The following is a 17,608-nucleotide window of genomic DNA, read 5'->3' as shown; positions in this document are numbered from 1 at the left end:
TGGTAAAAAAATTGAATATAGCACAAAAATAGGAAATTTTAATTGTTAAGGAATAATTGATATAAAAATACTACAAAAATTGCGGTAAAAGTATTTGCCAGATTTTGGCAGTTTTGCCAGCATTTTTTGGAAAATAGGATTGATAATTGGTCAAAAAAGTTTATGATAATCGGTTTATAGTAGCTAATTTTGAGGAGTAACTATGCTAAAAGTCAATCAATATTTTGATGGCAATGTGGCATCAATCGGTTTTCAAACAGCCACCCTACCTGCGACCGTGGGTGTGATGAAAGTAGGCGAATACGAATTTGGCACAAGTCAATTTGAAACCATGACCGTCATTAGCGGGGCTATCTCAGCACTATTGCCAAACCAAACTGACTGGCAAACTTTTAAAGCCAATGAAACCTTTACTGTCGATGCCAACCAAAAATTCAAAGTCAAAATTGACGAAGAAACGGCTTATCTTTGCACCTACCAAGATAAATAATCAAGATAAATAAGTAATAAAAAAGCGATATCAAATCCATGATATCGCTTTTTTTAACCGAAAAATTTATTGAATACCGCCAAATTTTCCTGCATTAAAATCTAAGATGGCTTGACGGATTTCGGCTTGGCTATTCATCACAAAGGGTCCGTAACCCACCACCGGCTCATTAATCGGTTCACCACTCATCAGCAAGATTTTCGCTCCCGCTTTGCCCGCCGTTAAGCGTACAAAATCGTCGCCCGTCTCGCCACTTTCAATCTCAAAAGTGATTAATTGATTGGCGTGTGCTTGCTGGTCGTGATCGGCGTTGATGATAACATCGCCTTGCATCGACAATAACAACAAATTGTGAGTGCGAGAAATCGCGACTTCTATGGAGCGATTGGGTTCAATACTGATATCCCACAAGTTAATAGGGGTAAAAGTCGTGCCAATGCCGCGTGCCTTATTGTCACCCTGCTGAGGAGCTTGGGTATTGACAGTAGGGGTAAACTCCCCAGCAATTACCTTAATTTGTCCTGCATGCAGTCCTTCATCATCATGTAGACTGACCACAGGCATGTCATCATTGGCAAGATGTTGGTATTTGGCAGGCGTGGCTTTATCTTTGGCAGGTAGATTGACCCAAAGCTGTACCATACTAAAATCACCGCCTGCTTGGCTAAATTCAGGGGAGTGAAATTCCTCATGAATCACGCCATTGCCTGCCGTCATCCATTGCACGTCACCTGTCTTAATAGTACCGCCACCGCCACTAGAATCACGGTGAGAGACTTCACCTGCATAGGCGATAGTTACCGTTTCAAACCCTTTGTGTGGATGTTGTCCGACACCGCGAGGGGCTTGAGCATTGGGTTCAAAATATTGTTTTGCTGCATAGTCGAGCATTAAAAAAGGGTCGGTGCGTTTATCACCCACCATGTGATTGAACATCGGGTTGACATGAAAACCATCACCCACCCAATGGGGGCGTGGGGCGGCATGAATTTTGTCGACTTGTCGGTAAGTTTTATTGCTATTTTGCTTGCTATTTTGCATGGCCATGATTTTTCTCCTTATTGATAACTATAATTATAGGAGCAAAAAGGCTATTTTCAAGTATAAATTACATTATATTGGTTATTGTAAATATTAACTAATATAAAAGATAAAAAAAGCAAGGTTAATTGATAACCTTGCCCTCATAGATTATTTAATGATTTTAATCATCAAGTTCTGACCAACGTGCCATTTTTTCAAGTAGCAAATCATCAATCTCGTTGAGACGTTCACTGGCTTGGGTAGCGGCTGCCATATCGCTCACAAACCAGCTGCCATCGGCTAATTTGTCTTGAAGTTCAGCTTGTTCTTGCTCGAGTAGCGCGATTTCATTGGGTAAACTGTCTAATTCACGCTGTTCTTTGTAGCTCAGTTTTTTCTTCACCGTATCAGTTTTTGGTGCATCAGCGTTAATGGCTTCTTTGGGCTTTGCTGTTGTTCTTTCTGATTTGTCTGCTTTGGGTTTAATCGCTTGTTCACGAGATTTTTGCGTCAAATAGTCTTGATAGCCGCCCACATATTCTTTGACAATACCATTGCCATCGCTATCTTCATCAAAAACCCAAGTTGATGTTACGACATTGTCCATAAAGGTACGGTCATGGCTAATCAGTAAGATGGTGCCATTAAAGCTATCGACGGCTTCTTCTAACAGCTCTAGGGTTGCCATATCTAAGTCGTTGGTCGGCTCATCAAGTACCAAGATATTTGCAGGTTTTAGTAGCTGTTTGGCTAGCAAAACGCGGTTACGCTCGCCGCCTGACAAGGCTTTGACCGGCGTTCTGGCGCGTTCTGGGGCAAATAAGAAATCTTGCAAATAGCCGATGATATGTTTCTTTTTACCCGCCACTTCTACAAAATCAGAACCTTCCGCGACGTTTTGTACCACAGTTGCTTCTAGATCAAGTTGGTCACGCAGTTGGTCAAGAAAGGCGATTTGTAGATTGGTGCCTAATTTGACTGAGCCAGATTTGGTGATATCAGGCTGCGGAATATCCAAAATCGCATGAATGAGCGTGGATTTACCGACACCATTTTTACCGATAATACCAATACGGTCACCACGCATGATGCTGGTGTTAAAATCTTTTACCAAGGTCTTATCACCATAACCTAGATTGAGATGTTTGACATTGGCAACCAATTTGCCGCTATTGTCGCCATCGTTCATGCTGATGTTAACTTGTCCGACTTGCTCACGGCGGGATTTACGTTCTTCACGCAGCGCCTTTAACGCGCGCACGCGACCTTCATTGCGGGTACGGCGCGCTTTGATACCTTGACGAATCCACACTTCCTCTTCAGCCAGTTTTTTATCAAAATTGGCATTGGCTTTTTCTTCGGCGTTGAGTTGTTGTTCTTTAAGTTCTTGGTAGCGGGCATAGCCTTTATTGACATTGCCTGCTTGCTTGGTGACGTCATAACTGCGTAGAATACCGCGGTCAAGTTCGACAATGCGGGTGGCGATTTTGTCAATAAACGAGCGGTCATGCGAGATAAACAGCAGGGTCAATCCTTGCGCGTTTAATAAAAATTGCTCAAGCCATTCAATACTTTCGACATCCAAATGGTTGGTCGGCTCGTCAAGTAGTAGCACATCAGGTTTGGTAATCAGCGCACGCGCAAGCAGTACACGGCGTTTGCGACCGCCCGATAATTCACTAATATCGGCATCGCCGTCCAAATTCATCATGGACAGCATGGTCTGTACTTCACGGGTCAAGTCCCACCCATGGGCATCATCAATTTTATGCTGCAAATCTGACATTAATTCACAGGCTTTCATGTCACCACTGGCACATTTATCACTGGCTTGCTCGTAGGCTGTCAGCCATGTTGCCACATCGCCTGCACCTGCCATAACGATGTCGCTGACTTTGCCCGATGTTTCTGGAATATCTTGCTCAAGCATGGCAATTTTCAGATTGCCACTGATTTGGAATTCGCCACTGTCCGCTTTGACTTGACCGCTAATCACCTTAAACAAAGTTGATTTACCTTCACCATTGCGCCCAATTAAACACACGCGTTCGCCTTGTTCGATATTAAAATCAATACCGTCCAAAATCGGTGCAATACCAAATGCCAAATGAATATCTCGTAAATGAATCAGTGCCATAACTTTCTCAAAGTTTAGTAAAAATGTTTGTATAATAGGAAAATGCGGCTATTGTAGCAGACTTTATGGCAAAAAATTGTGGGGAAACTTATGAGGCATTCTAAATGAGCGAAAAAGATCACCAAAAACAGGCAAGCGATGAAAATGGGTGGGTTACCATGGTGGAAAAATTAACCCAAGCGTTGATTGATTTACAAACGCAAGTGCTGTTTATGGAAGATACAGTGGATAAACTTGATAATATCGTCACCGAGCAAAGCCAGCTGATTGCTGACCAACAACGGCAATTACAGCTACTTTATCAAAAATTGGAAACTCAAACGCAAGGCTCGCAAATTCAGCCGTTTGATTTGTTAAGCGATAAACCGCCGCATTATTGATTTTGAATCAAATTATGTCGATATTCAAAATATAAAATATCAGCAAATTTTTCGCTCATGTTTAGACCCTAATTTCATCAACAAAAAAACCGCTACAAATTCATTATAGCGGTTAATTAAATTTATTCAAATGCTAAAAGCTTAATCATTCAACTCGCGAGTGGGTAATACATCTTTCACCGCATCTCGCAAATCATGCATCGCTTTGACCGTGGTATCCCAATCGATACAGCCATCGGTAATAGACTTGCCATATTCAAGCTGGCTCAAATCCGCGGTCAAATCTTGACGACCGCCTTTAAGATGACTTTCAACCATCATCCCAATAATCGAGCGATTACCGTGTTTGATTTGCTCAGCGATATTTTGAATGACCATCGGTTGCAGGTAAGGGTCTTTATTTGAATTGGCATGGCTTGAGTCAATCATGATTTTGCCTGAGACTTTACCTTTAGCAAGTTCATTTTCTGCTTGGGCAACGGCAGTGGCATCATAGTTGGGTTTGCCATTACCGCCGCGAAGCACCACATGACCGTATGGATTACCTTTTGATTGAATGATAGACACCAGACCATCGGCAGATAAACCTAAAAAGCTATGACCAGATTTCACCGCTTGCATGGCATTGACTGCCACTGTCATACCGCCATCTGTACCGTTCTTAAAGCCGACTGGACAAGACAGACCTGAAGACATTTCGCGGTGAGTCTGACTCTCAGTAGTACGTGCGCCAATCGCTGACCAACTAATTAAATCTTGGATATACTGCGGTGTATTGGGGTCAAGCGCTTCGGTTGCACAAGGTAAGCCTTTTTCATTCAAATCAAGCAGCAGTTTGCGCGCAACACGCAAGCCCTTATTGATATCAAAGCTATCATTCATGTCTGGGTCATTGATTAAGCCTTTCCAGCCCACTGTGGTACGAGGCTTTTCAAAGTACACACGCATCACCACATAAATACTGTCTTCAATTTCTTTGGATAAAGCCAACAGTTTATCGGCGTATTCATGGGCAGCGTTGACGTCATGAATCGAGCAGGGACCAATCACCATCAATAAACGTTTGTCTTTACCGTCTAAAATATTACGCACGGTTTCACGACCTTTGGTCACCGTCTCGATAGCTTTGGGGCTCAATGGTAGTTCGTTTTTTAATTCCGCAGGCGTCACTAGCGGTAAAATTGCTTCAATATTCACATTATCTACATCAGCGATATCAGTTTTGGCAAAAGTTGTCATAATTCTCACAGGCTGTTGGCAAAAATTTAAAAAATCACTATAAACCAAAAAATTTATAATGTCATTACTTGAGTCAGTAGGAAAGCCTACTTTTAGTTTGGCAGTTGATAAAATATTTTGTCAATGTTCAAAATCTGTTTGGTCAAAGTTTTTTTGGATGTTTGGGTAAGCTGCATATCCTATAGCAATAGTATAACAATTATTGTATCAGTATACTAGTACAAAATAACAAATAACTGTCATTTAAATTTTTTGATGATTTTACTTTTCATCTGTTTACCCCTAAAATATTTTTTCAAAATTATAACCAAACAAGGCTGTTTAATCTCATGTACGCTAACGCCCCTGCACAAACCATTTCAGACCTTGCTGCAAACGCCGCACTCGCAACCGATATTGCTAACCCAAGCACAGCCAGCTTTTCTAACCTCAGCGAAGCGAGCTTTTCTAACCTAAATGAACAGAATTTGCCGCAAAACGTTGCAAAAACTAAGTTTCAGCCGATTGTCATTGGTATCGTAGCAGGCGAGGTCTCAGGCGATGCGCTGGGTGCAGACTTTATGTGCCAGATGAATAATTTGCGTGATGACATTGTATGGGTGGGCGTGGGTGGCGCACAGATGCAGGCACAAGGGCTTAACTCAGTGATTGACATGTCTCGTTTGTCAGTGATGGGCTTGGTGGAAGTGGTCAAGCATTTGCCAGATTTGTTTAAAGCACGTGATGAAATTTTGGCAGCCTTTAAACAAAACGCCATCGATATTTTTGTCGGCATTGATGCGCCTGATTTTAATTTGCGATTGGGGGAGCGGTTAAAATCAGCCGGTATTTATTGTGTGCAATATGTCAGCCCATCGATATGGGCATGGCGGGAAGGGCGAATTGAGAAAATCAAACGCGCGACCAATTTGGTGCTGTGTTTGTTTCCGTTTGAGTTGTCTGTGTACCAAAAACATGATCATCCCGCCGTGTGTGTCGGGCATTCACTCCTCAAGACCATTGATGACAATTTACTTACAACGCCCATGGATGAGCTGCGCCGTGAATTGATTTGGGATAATCCCACCTATCATCAGTTTTTTGTCAAAATGGGCGAGCTTGAGATGAGTCATCTCATTGCAGTGATGCCAGGCTCAAGACGCAGTGAAATCGATGCGATTTTTCCAAAAATGCTTAAAGCGATTCATCAACTGTTGATTATGGATGATAAGCTATGCTTTATCGTGCCAACGGTCAACCAACACCTACTGACTATCGTAGAGCAATATCTAGAAGCCCAATCAGCGCAGGTGCGCCATCATGTCACAGTGAGCTGTGATGAAACACAAGCGGATTTTAGCCAACGGGTGATGGCGGCGTCAGACTTGGTGCTGCTCGCATCGGGCACCGCCACGCTTGAAGCCATGCTACTGGGTAAACCGATGGTGGTGGTGTATTCACTCAATAAAATGACCTTTTGGCTGGCAAAACGGCTGGTCAAAGTGCCGTATGTGGCATTGCCTAATATCCTGGCAGGTCGAGAAATCGTACCAGAATTGCTACAAGAAGACGCCAACCCAGACAATATTTGCCGTGTGGTACAGCAATCATTAAAGGTTAAAAATTATAACGAGCAGCTGCGAGATTTGCGGCAAACGTCAGAATGGCTGCGTGAGCAAAGCAACATCAATCCCGCCAATGCGGTGATTGACAATTGGCTGACGTGGAAACAGCAGTAAAAATCTCAGGCAAAATTTGACACTTTATCAAGTTGGGCACGGTGATATTGATGGTAAACTTACACCTAATCTTCTGATGTGAAGGTTGCTATCAAATCATGGGCTTTGGTTCTGGCATCAAGCACCGTCATAAAGGTATAAGCGCCAATGAATTTACGGCTAATAAACATCAGCTCTTTAGGCGGCACGCTAAAGGATTTTGAGGTCGCTGATTGGCTGGCAAGCTTAATGACACGGTTATGTAAATCACTTTGCGCCCAAATATAATTGCCATGTACATCCAGTGCATGGGGTGGAATTGTCGGATTACGACTTGGCAAACTAAAGGGTTCACTGGCAAGTAAACATAGCTCTACCATATCATTTTTCACCGAATCGCTAAGATTAGCAAAGAATTCAAAATGCTCGCCTGCTTGATCAATCGCTTGGCGCATTTTGCCACGGTCGTGGAAAACCCCTGCCAACAGCAAATTACGGGCGATGAGTAGCAGATTATCATCAAACTGACGAATCGCGCCAAAGTCCAATAACACCAATTGGTCAAGCTGTGTATCAGGCTGCTGTGTATTAGGCTTTTGTGCAAGGCGAATCAGATAGTTGCCAAAATTGGGGTCGGTCTGCATATCCCCCCATTCAAAAATCTCACGTAGCATAATTTCAATCGACGCCTGCCCAATCGCATTCCGTCTTTCTTGGGGTAGCGCAAATACTTGCTCATCCAAAATCGACACGCCATCTTCATAGGTCATACATAGCAGCCGATCGGTGCTATAAGCTTTGAGGATGCGCGGCACCACATAGCGACTATCCCCAACAAAACGCTGAAAAAATAACTCAGTGGTGTCTGCTTCTAGGAGGTAGTTGACTTCATGATGCAGCAGGTCACGAATTTCTTCAAACCAATCATCGAGTTGGCGCGTTTGCGGGACAACATTGGTGACTTTAAGCAGTTGGCGAAACAAATCCAAATCACTGTCTACGGCATCGGCGATATTGGGATATTGCACCTTAAACACCACTTGCTCGCCTGTGGCTTTATGAACTGCTCTATGTACTTGCGAAAGTGAGGCGGTGCCAATTGGAGTATGGTCGATATCAAACTCATGGATGGTATCACCCAATTCGGTTCGTAGCGCTGATTCGATAATTGACCATGAAAAAGCAGTCGTCTGACTGTTCAATGTCTGTAAGGCTTCTGTGATTTCGGGGGGCAAAAAATGCTCCCCGTACAGGGCTAACATTTGACCGATTTTGACCACCGAGCCTTTGAGTTTACCCAGCTCATCCACCAAATATTGGGCTTGCTCACGCATAAAAGCTTGTTTTTGTACCGCTTTTTCTTCTTTTGACTTAAATAATCCAAAGGCGCTATTGGTCGCCCATCGTCTGCCGATATTGAGCGATGCTTTGGCAATCGATAACCGACGGTCAAGCGCCGAGGTTTTGAGCTGTTCAAGCGGTTGGTTATCGTAATTTTGCGGATTTGCCATACAGGGTGCCTAATGTTTTTGAAAGAAAAAGCCAAATAAAAAGCAAATCATTTTAACACATGATTTGCTTTGATTGTTGTTACCGATTTTTAATAAAGCGGATTAACACTTAGCGTAACCACTTGGCGTAACCACTTGATTTAACACAGCGGCTAGAGGTCTAAATGTCATCCTATTGATTACTGGTTATTCGGCGCTAGATTGAATAGCGCGCCAACCGATATCACGGCGATATTGCATACCATCAAAGCTAATAGCGCCACAAACTGCTAAGGCTTTGGTTTGCGCATCCAAAATATCGTCACCGAGCGCCGTCACGCAAAGTACGCGTCCGCCATTGGTGATAATTTCACCATTATCAAACGCTTTGGTGCCTGCGTGGAAAACTTTGACATCCATATCCGTTTGCCCATACTGAGACTCAAGTGATGGTAACCCATGGATGACATCGCCGATGCTCGCGCTTTCTGGATAGCCTTTGCTAGCCAGTACCACACCCAAGGCAGGACGCTCATCCCACTCGGTTTGTTTGGGAAGATTGCCATCCAACCCTAATGCTATCAAGTCAACCATTGAGCCTTTTAGGCGCATCATAATGGGCTGTGTTTCTGGGTCGCCAAAACGGCAATTAAACTCAATCACATAGGGGTCATTGTGGTCATCAATCATCAAGCCTGCGTACAAAAATCCCGTATAAGGTGTGCCATTTTCGTTCATGGCATCGACCACTGGCTGAATCACACGGTCAATCACCTTGTCATGTACTTGCTGCGTCACCACAGGGGCAGGTGAGTAAGCACCCATACCGCCTGTATTAAGACCGGTATCACCTTCGCCAATACGTTTGTGATCTTGGCTGGTTGCCATTGGCAAGATATGGTTGCCATCTATCATACAGATGAAGCTGGCTTCTTCGCCTTGCAAGAACTGCTCAATCACCACACGGCTGCCCGCATCACCAAATTTGTTGCCCGATAACATATCATTGATAGCGTCAATGGCTTCTTGTTCGCTCATCGCCACAATCACGCCTTTACCTGCGGCTAAACCATCGGCTTTGATGACAATCGGCGCGCCTTCGGCTTTCACATAAGCAATCGCTTGTTCTGCATCGCTAAAAGTTTGGTATTTGGCGGTAGGGATATGGTGTTTGATCATAAAATCTTTGGCAAAGGCTTTTGATCCTTCAAGCTGTGCGCAATACGCCGTGGGTCCCCAAGCTTTGATACCTGCTTTTGTTAAGTCATCGACCATACCTGCCACAAGTGGCGCTTCAGGACCAACCAATACAAAGGCAATGTCATTGTCTTGGCAAAATTGAATCACCGCCGCATGGTCTTTGACGTTTAAATCGACATTTTGTAGTTTATGTTCAAGCGCTGTGCCCGCATTGCCGTTGGCAACAAAAACCGTGCTCACTTTGCTATCTTTGGCGCATTGCCATGCCAATGCGTGCTCACGTCCGCCTGTGCCGATGACTAAAATATTCATATTGTTTCCTTAAAAATGTAAAATAGCCGTATGGTAGGCATTGTAACAAATTTTGGGAACTAAATTAAATGACAAAGCATTTTATTATTGGCGTGGATGAGGTCGGGCGAGGGCCGTTATTGGGCGATGTGGTGGTTTGTGCGCTCATCTTCGATAAGGCAATTTTATCTATCAAAGAAGATAGCCTAAGCACTGATTTACCCACCGCTGATAGCGTGAGTATTAGCCACAATCATCCGCTAAGCGCGCTAACTGACTCCAAAAAACTGTCAGAAAAAAAACGAGAAGCGTTATTTTCCTTGATTGAACAAACCGCAAGCGCGCATCAGGTTGTCAAAATTTCTGCCAGCTTAATAGACCAGATCAACATCTTACAAGCGACATTACTAGGGATGAAGCAAGCGGTGGCAGGCGTGATGGCGCAAATGTTAGCGCAATACCCAACAGCGACTTTTAGCGTCATGGTGGATGGCAATAAACTGCCCGTGTTGTTTGACTTGCCCAATTATCAGCAAATTACGCATGAGCAAGCGATAGTCAAAGGGGACGGCAAACATGCGTGTATCAGTGGCGCCAGTGTCATTGCCAAAGTGACGCGTGACCGAGATATGGTGGCGTTGTCAAAGTTGTATCCTGATTATGGCATTGAGCAGCATAAAGGCTATCCCACCGCCGCCCATATCCAAGCGATAGAGCATTTAGGTATTTTGCCCATGCACCGCAAAAGTTTTGCCCCCATCAAACAGAGGATTTTAGACCAAAAAGGTGAACATACAGTCAATATCCGGTAGTAATGAGTGCAGGTCTAAAGTCGCCTTGTGAGCGAGTTTAATTAGTAAGCTGTGCTGAGCATGACAAGTAAAAGGATGGTCTTGCTCGCAGACCTGCAAGCTGTGCCCGATTTGTTTTCAACCTCTCGGTGGACAGCGCGCCAAACAAGGTCTGATAGTCGCCCTGTATGTTCAAATCCATCATAGCAAATTGTAGGGTTTTTTCAAACTAGCTTATACTAAATCAATCTGCCAATTAGCGGCTTGCAATTGGATATTTAAGTTTCTAAGTTTGACCGCTATGTCATCTGCTTGTTTTTGCAGTCTGACGGGTTCAATTACTTTTTGCCATTTGATTTCCCGATAGCTATAGCGATCGCCTTCCGTCTTAGCATTATCAATCGCGGTTTGCAGCAGGCGATGGCGTTCGGCAAGTTCATCACGCTTGACTAAAGTGCTGAGCATGGTTGAACCATCGGGCATGACAGCGATAGCATTGGTGCGATGGATATGGTCGATTAACGCATACAGCTCGCTCATGATTTGATTGGCTTGTAGCAGCAGTTCATTCGGGTTTTCACTTGGGGTATCGCCGTCTTGGACTTTGACGTTTTCAGCAATGCGCGATTTCAAGCTGGCGAGCTTTTTTTGCATATCAGCACGTCGTAACAAAGCTTCTGCAAGTTTCATGGTTATCTCCTGATTGGTCAATTTAGTGGGTCAATTTAAACGTTAAAATCATATAATTGGGTTAAAAATTGGGTAGGATAATCTGTAATCACACAATCCACGCCCATCTCAATCAAGCGCTTTGCCACATCAACCTCATTTACCGTCCAAGCAGTGACTGTTAAGCCATAAATTTTGGCAATTTCCAACAGGGCTGGGGTAATAAGCGCATAATAAATGCCCACTTGGCTACAGCCTAACGCACAAGCACGATTAAAGGTTTGTAATATTAAATTTTTACCCGCTGCATCAGGCGTCGGCAAAAAAGCAATTTGGCTTGCCATCATGGTTTCGGGTTCAAGTATTTTAGGCTCAAGTGTTTTGGGTTCAAGTAATAAGCCTGTCGGAAAGTGAAAGTTTAAAAATTGCTGTTGGCTTTGAATTTGGTACAAAATATCGGTATCAAAACTGGTCAAAGTGATGGGTAAAGCTTGCCATATTTCTTGTGATAATAGCCTAAGCAGATTTTTAACCAACAAGGCTGGATGAGTTTTGGCATGGGTTTTGATTTCCAGTTCAATATGGCAAAAGTGTTGCAGATAGGGTGGTAAATCGTCTAGCAACAATAGGTGATGTTTTAAAAACCCTAGTTCAAAACATTGGGAAAAACGCTCATAGTCCGATTGCACAATGGCGCCTAATTCCGCCCATGTTTTATCAGCAATCCACGATTGTTGTCTTGCCAGCCGATTTAAGGTTTCATCATGTACCACCACAAATTTGCCATCGGCGGTCATTTGGATATCAAATTCAACCCCATCAAGCTGCTTACCCTGTTTTTGCAATTGCTGCACGTAGGCAAATCCGTCTTGACAGTTCTCTAGCCGTTCAGCCCGAGCAGCACGATGACCGAGTAAATAATAGGTTTGATTTGGATGGCGCATACGATGGCTCGCAATAGACAATAAAATTTTATGACTACTAAAAATTATTACAACTAAATTTTATTATAAATAATAGTGAACAACTAGCCAATTTGCAAAACTTTGCTTTATAATGGCATGGTAATAAATTCTGCGTGAAGGTGCCTTATGTCTATGATTTTCCCACAAAATACGTTGTCAAAAAAAATGCGTACGCCGTTATTGTTGGCGTGTTTTGCCTTAGCCGTCGTGGGATGTAGTCGCAATGAGCAAAAAGACGAGCAAACTGGCAGTGCTGCAAGCAGTGAGCAAAAGTCAATTGAAACGTCTGATATTGCCTGTAACAATGAGAAGGCAACCAGTGCCATTCACAGTTATCTGGTCAATCGCATCGACCAGCAAGCCAAAAAACAGTCTGACATCATTCAGCAGCAAGCAGGTACGGTGGTTGATATGACTATCTTGCAAAATGGCTTGTCGCAAGTGGCAATCAACCTAGAGAGCGTGAATGGTAGCAATGGTAAATGCCAAGCGACGGTGTCGTTTAATATGCCTCAAGCGCAGCTCGATAACGCCGATAAAATTTATACCCGTCTAAAAATGCCAGTCGCCGCCGAGCAAATCGCGTCGCGTGGTTATCAACTGCAAAATAGCACATTGGTGGCAAACAATGTTGGCTTTGGGTTATCAGCCAGTGGCGCCAATTACCAAGTCAATAGCACCACAGGCGACGATGTGATTGGGCTAGTCGGTGAGATTATGGCAAATTCGGCATTAGCGCAAACGCTGACCCAGCCATCTAATACGCCCTTAGCCGGTTCTTCGGCAGGCGCCATACCCGTTGTACCAACAGTGACTAGCAAACCCAGTGTCGCTGCCAACAACAGCCAAAATTCAACCACCAAACCTGTCAAGAAACAAACCACAGAAGAACCAAAAACAGACAGTGAAAAAAACGACAGCGAAAAAACCAAGACTGACGTGACCACCACATCAGACAAGAAAAACACAGCATCAGATAGCGCAGATAAAATATCGGATAAAAAATCTGAGTCAACCACCGCAAATGCTGATACCAAATCAACCGCTACTAAGTCAGCGGCTAGCACAAGTACAGACAAATCGACCAAGTCAGTATCGCATGAAAAAGTCCCAACCGACACCAATGTCAAATTAACCATTGAAGAAAAAAACGAGCAATACTAACGTAAACCACTGTTAGATGATGTGTTTAACGTATGTCACCCAGTCATCAATTTGTTTTAGCATGTTTTGATGTAGTAATGTGACTAAACATAAAACAAATTGATGCGTCAATTCTCTGCCTGCCACCATAAGGATATGAACATGGCTCATTTTGCCCCACAAATCGCTGTTAAAGCTACCTATATGCGCGGTGGTACGTCAAAAGGTACTTTTTTCAAGCTTGATGACTTACCTGAACGCTGCCAAACCCCAGGGCAAGCCCGAGATAGTTTTTTACTGCGGGTGGTGGGTAGTCCAGATCCGTATGGTAAGCAAATTGACGGTTTGGGAAATGGCTCATCATCAACCTCCAAAGTGGTAATTTTGTCAAAAACAGACGTTGCCGATCATGATGTGAATTATTTATTCGGTCAGGTCGCCATTGACAAAGCGATGATTGATTGGTCAGGTAACTGTGGAAACTTAACCGCTGCGGTCGGTTCATTTGCGATTGCCAATGGGTTGGTGGATGCCAGTAAAGTGCCCCAAAATGGCATTTGTGAAGTGCGTATTTGGCAGCAGAATATTAGCAAAACCATCATCGCGCATGTACCCATGACTGATGGTCAGGTGCAAGAAACAGGCGATTTTGAGCTAGATGGTGTGACTTTCCCAGCAGCCGAAGTCAAAATTGAATTTATCGACCCTGTGGACAGCGATGGCGATATGTTCCCGACGGGCAACTTGATTGACAAACTTAATGTACCTGAAATCGGTGAATTTGACGTCACGATGATCAATGCAGGTATCCCAACAATTTTTTTAAATGCCAAAGACTTAGGTTTTACGGGCGCTGAGCTGCAAAAAGACATCAACAGTAACCAAGAAATTTTGGCTAAGCTTGAAAAAATCCGTGCTCATGGCGCAGTTAAAATGGGACTGATTGCAGAGTTAACAGAAGCTCAAACCCGTCAGCATACCCCAAAAATTGCTTGGGTTGCACCGCCAGCCGATTATACCGCCTCTAGTGGCAAAGCAGTCAAGGCAGGCGATATTGATTTGCTTGCCCGCGCGATGAGCATGGGTCAACTGCACCATGCCATGATGGGTACAGCTTCGGTTGCGATTGGCACCGCAGCGACTATTAAAGGTACGCTGGTCAACCAAGCAGCCGGTGGCAAAGCGTTGTCTGAAGTACGCTTTGGTCACCCATCAGGCACGCTACTGGTCGGGGGTGAGTCCTCGCAAGTGGATGGCAAATGGCAAGCCAAAAAAGTGTCTATGAGCCGTTCAGCGCGACGTCTGATGGTGGGTGAGGTGTATGTGCCTGGCGATGCGTTTTAATCGACAAATCATTCACAAGGCAACTTATAGCCCAATACCTAAGAGCCTAATACCTAAGTCCCCAATACCTAAGAGCCCAATAATGACAGATAAGCAATCACACTGGATTGAACTGACGAAAGCGCCAAGCCAAGGGGTAACCGTGGTTCAAACCCTATCTGGCTGTGAGTTTATGCCAAGCATTTCAAGCAATTTAAGCAATTTAAGCAATGATGCAGTGGGGCAGTCTAGTTTGAATGCTGTGTATGGTCAATTTAATCTAGGCTTGCATGTAGGGGATGATAGCATGCAGGTGCATCAAAATCGTGCGCATTTGCTGCAATCCTTGCAACACTATCATCCCGCATTAAACAGCATTCATTGGCTTAATCAAATCCATGGTAACGACGTTTATCAGGTTACCGATAAAATTGGCGCAGCAGCGATATCGGCTGATGCGCATATTACTCGTTTACCAAACGTTGCCTTAGCGATTATGACGGCAGATTGTGTACCCGTCATGATAGCCACCGATGCAGCAGATGATAACAAGCTGATTGCGGCGATTCACGCTGGCTGGCAAGGTCTTAATAAAAATATCATTGCAAAGACCGTACAAAAAATGGTACACCAGTTTGATTTTGCAGCGGGGGATAACGCGACTGCCGAAATGCAGAAGGTCACTCGTGGCTGGCACGCCTGGATAGGCGCTAGCATCGCACAATCGAGCTATGAAGTGGACAGTCGTGTCAAAGATGCCGTGTTATCAGTGTTAAATGTATCTGAGGCTGTCGCTACCCAGTTGTTTCAGCCAAATGCTGATAAGCTCGGTCATTATTTTGCCGATTTGCCTGCAATAGCAGAATTACAGCTCAAGGCTTATGGTATTCATCAGGTGTATAAAAGTGGTTTAGATAGTCATAGTGATGCACGATTTTATTCGTATCGTCGGCAAACTCAGCATCAATTGCCTGCAACAGGTAGAATGGCAACGCTGATTTTTATGGATTAATTGAATCATAAAAAAAGGCAGTATGTTAATCATACTGCCTTTTTTATGCAAGCTAAATTATTGCATGATTTTAACGTAAGCTTGGGCTCTTAATTCCTGCATCCAATCGTCTAGCGCTTGCGGTGCCATACGTTGGTATAGGATTTCACGTGCCATGTTTTTACGATAGACATCGCTCACATCTTTTTGGCGTTTTTCATCGACTTTAAGAATATGCCAGCCAAATTGCGTTTGGAATGGCACAGAATAGTCATTTACCGACGTTTGTTTCATCATTGATTCAAAGCTTGGTACCATATCACCTTCACTGACCCAGCCTAAATCGCCGCCGTTGCTGGCGCTTCCTGGGTCTTTTGAGTAGGTGCTTGCTAAGGTAGCGAAGTCCTCACCTTGACGCAGTTTTTCATAGATAGTATCGATCTGCTGCTTTGCCATGTCAGCGGGTAGGGCAGTTGATGGGCTGATTAAAATATGGCGGGTATGCCATTGATCGATGATTTTTTGTTGACCGCCGCGTTTATCGACGAGTTTAATCACGTTATAACCTTCTGCCGTGGCAATGGGATTGGTAACTTGCCCGACTTCAAGGGCGGTGATGTTTTTTGACAGTTCTGTCGGCAACTCTGCCGCGACGTGGTAGCCCATATCGCCCCCTTGAATTTGCGCGTTATAGTTGGCTTGCGCGTCAGTCATGATTTGCTCAATATTGGCATTCTCAGCTTGCAAATTTTTGGCAATTTGGGTGGCTACGGTCAGCGCTTGTTTTTTTTGTTTGTCGCTGGTTTTACCTGCGGCATCGGCTATAAAAGGCACGCGAATATGTAAGGTGCGATATTGTGATTTTTCTAAAGCGTTGCTCTCTGGTGATTTGAGGAAGTTATCGACATCTTGATCGGAGATTTTGATGCGGCTGCTAAGTTGTTGCTGCTGCAAAGTTTGTATCGCCAAGTCTTCACTGACTTTTTGACGCAATGCTTGGTAACTACCTACGCGCTGGGCGTCAAGTTTTTGCTGGAATTCGGCAAGGCTTGCGACCCCATTTTGTTGTGCCAAATTGGTTAACGCAGCATTCACTGCGCTCTCTTCAGCTTGCAGTCCTTGGCGTTTGATGATATCAAGCTGGATTTGCTTAGTAATTAGCTGATCCAATACTTGCGGATAAAGTTGCTGTGCGGGTGGTACAGCTTTATTTTGCGCTTGAAGCTGGGCAGAAGCTTGAGCAACCGCGCGCTCTAACTGGCTGCGCAAAATAGGGGTGTCGTTGACAATAGCAATCACGCCATCAATAACTTGATCTTGCGAGCTGCTAGCGACGACAGGCGCTGGCTTGGCTGATGAGTTGGCGACCTCTGATGTTACGGGCGCAGTTTGAGAGACAGCTTGTGCTGTTTGAGTGGTAGGTTTTGAGCCGCTGGCTTTGGTGTCAGCTTTGACTGATTTGGCAGCGTTGGTGGTTTTGTTTGCTGTCACAGCTTTGGTTGATTTACTTGTGGTTTGCGCTGCAGGTTTGGTACTAGATTTTTTACTAGATTCCACCGTCGTTTTGCTGCTGGTTGTGTTAGTTTTAGCTGTTGCAGCCGCTCCTGCAGTCACGGCTTGCGCGCTCAATGTTGGCATAACCAATAGAGTGCCATATATCAAAGCGCTAGTGAGAGCAGATAGGGCGTTACGGTGAAAATTGGGTAAATTATGCATGACAGCATGGTTCATGGCATGTATCCTTAAAAAAAATAAAAACCAAAAAATAAAAAAGTAAAT

Annotated in this window: 15 protein-coding genes; 7 read left to right on the top strand and 8 right to left on the bottom strand. The window is 44.2% G+C overall.

Annotated features, from left to right (window positions below; genetic code table 11):
* The first annotated feature begins 202 nt into the window (after positions 1-202).
* Positions 203-490: a pyrimidine/purine nucleoside phosphorylase gene (ppnP, locus tag RT084_RS02085; protein ID WP_036597446.1), complete on the top strand. Its 288-nt coding sequence runs from the start codon at positions 203-205 to the stop codon at positions 488-490.
* Between the two features lie 66 nt (positions 491-556).
* On the opposite strand, the gene RT084_RS02080 is transcribed toward ppnP, so the two are convergent.
* Complete coding sequence (locus RT084_RS02080) at positions 557-1,537, bottom strand: pirin family protein (RefSeq protein WP_096488839.1); 981 nt, start codon at positions 1,535-1,537, stop codon at positions 557-559.
* Positions 1,538-1,694: 157 nt separating this feature from the next.
* Positions 1,695-3,650 (bottom strand): ATP-binding cassette domain-containing protein, encoded by a 1,956-nt coding sequence (locus RT084_RS02075; protein WP_312383457.1) that lies wholly within the window; start codon positions 3,648-3,650, stop codon positions 1,695-1,697.
* A gap of 104 nt (positions 3,651-3,754) precedes the next feature.
* On the opposite strand from RT084_RS02075, the gene RT084_RS02070 reads away from it, so the two are divergent.
* The gene (locus tag RT084_RS02070; protein ID WP_313097459.1) at positions 3,755-4,030 is read left to right on the top strand and encodes a SlyX family protein; all 276 of its coding nucleotides are present in this window, start codon (positions 3,755-3,757) and stop codon (positions 4,028-4,030) included.
* 141 nt (positions 4,031-4,171) lie between these two features.
* On the opposite strand, the gene RT084_RS02065 is transcribed toward RT084_RS02070, so the two are convergent.
* The gene (locus RT084_RS02065; protein ID WP_313097457.1) at positions 4,172-5,269 is read right to left on the bottom strand and encodes a 3-deoxy-7-phosphoheptulonate synthase; all 1,098 of its coding nucleotides are present in this window, start codon (positions 5,267-5,269) and stop codon (positions 4,172-4,174) included.
* Between the two features lie 329 nt (positions 5,270-5,598).
* Here RT084_RS02065 and lpxB point away from each other — a divergent pair, with 329 nt between their 5' ends.
* The gene (lpxB, locus tag RT084_RS02060) at positions 5,599-6,987 is read left to right on the top strand and encodes a lipid-A-disaccharide synthase (RefSeq protein WP_313097455.1); all 1,389 of its coding nucleotides are present in this window, start codon (positions 5,599-5,601) and stop codon (positions 6,985-6,987) included.
* Positions 6,988-7,052: 65 nt separating this feature from the next.
* On the opposite strand, the gene RT084_RS02055 is transcribed toward lpxB, so the two are convergent.
* Both RT084_RS02055 and purD read right to left on the bottom strand, forming a co-directional pair.
* The gene (locus RT084_RS02055; RefSeq protein WP_313097452.1) at positions 7,053-8,477 is read right to left on the bottom strand and encodes an ABC1 kinase family protein; all 1,425 of its coding nucleotides are present in this window, start codon (positions 8,475-8,477) and stop codon (positions 7,053-7,055) included.
* 186 nt (positions 8,478-8,663) lie between these two features.
* The gene (gene purD / locus RT084_RS02050; RefSeq protein WP_313097451.1) at positions 8,664-9,968 is read right to left on the bottom strand and encodes a phosphoribosylamine--glycine ligase; all 1,305 of its coding nucleotides are present in this window, start codon (positions 9,966-9,968) and stop codon (positions 8,664-8,666) included.
* Positions 9,969-10,036: 68 nt separating this feature from the next.
* On the opposite strand from purD, the gene RT084_RS02045 reads away from it, so the two are divergent.
* The gene (locus RT084_RS02045; RefSeq protein ID WP_313097450.1) at positions 10,037-10,759 is read left to right on the top strand and encodes a ribonuclease HII; all 723 of its coding nucleotides are present in this window, start codon (positions 10,037-10,039) and stop codon (positions 10,757-10,759) included.
* 213 nt (positions 10,760-10,972) lie between these two features.
* Here RT084_RS02045 and RT084_RS02040 read toward each other — a convergent pair whose 3' ends face one another.
* Together RT084_RS02040 and RT084_RS02035 are read right to left on the bottom strand one after the other, a co-directional pair.
* Complete coding sequence (locus RT084_RS02040; protein ID WP_313097448.1) at positions 10,973-11,428, bottom strand: DIP1984 family protein; 456 nt, start codon at positions 11,426-11,428, stop codon at positions 10,973-10,975.
* 35 nt (positions 11,429-11,463) lie between these two features.
* A complete protein-coding gene (locus RT084_RS02035) occupies positions 11,464-12,351 on the bottom strand; it encodes a glycerophosphodiester phosphodiesterase (RefSeq protein WP_312383471.1) in 888 nt (295 codons plus the stop codon).
* Positions 12,352-12,498: 147 nt separating this feature from the next.
* Between RT084_RS02035 and RT084_RS02030 the strand changes: the two genes are divergently transcribed.
* The 3 genes from RT084_RS02030 to pgeF all read left to right on the top strand — a co-directional run bounded on the left by RT084_RS02030 (position 12,499) and on the right by pgeF (position 15,850).
* A complete protein-coding gene (locus tag RT084_RS02030; protein WP_312383473.1) occupies positions 12,499-13,536 on the top strand; it encodes a hypothetical protein in 1,038 nt (345 codons plus the stop codon).
* A gap of 141 nt (positions 13,537-13,677) precedes the next feature.
* Positions 13,678-14,859, top strand: coding sequence for a 2-methylaconitate cis-trans isomerase PrpF (gene prpF / locus RT084_RS02025; RefSeq protein WP_312383475.1), 1,182 nt, complete (start codon positions 13,678-13,680; stop codon positions 14,857-14,859).
* An 82-nt stretch (positions 14,860-14,941) separates the two neighbouring features.
* Entirely contained in the window at positions 14,942-15,850 is a 909-nt protein-coding gene (gene pgeF / locus RT084_RS02020; RefSeq protein ID WP_312383477.1) for a peptidoglycan editing factor PgeF, read from the top strand.
* Positions 15,851-15,907: 57 nt separating this feature from the next.
* On the opposite strand, the gene RT084_RS02015 is transcribed toward pgeF, so the two are convergent.
* A complete protein-coding gene (locus tag RT084_RS02015; protein WP_312383479.1) occupies positions 15,908-17,560 on the bottom strand; it encodes a peptidylprolyl isomerase in 1,653 nt (550 codons plus the stop codon).
* Between the last annotated feature and the right edge of the window lie 48 nt (positions 17,561-17,608).

It is taken from the genome of Moraxella sp. CTOTU48717 (assembly GCF_032057165.1).
Lineage (GTDB): Bacteria > Pseudomonadota > Gammaproteobacteria > Pseudomonadales > Moraxellaceae > Faucicola > Faucicola tetraodonis.
This window is presented reverse-complemented; position numbering and strand designations above follow the sequence as displayed.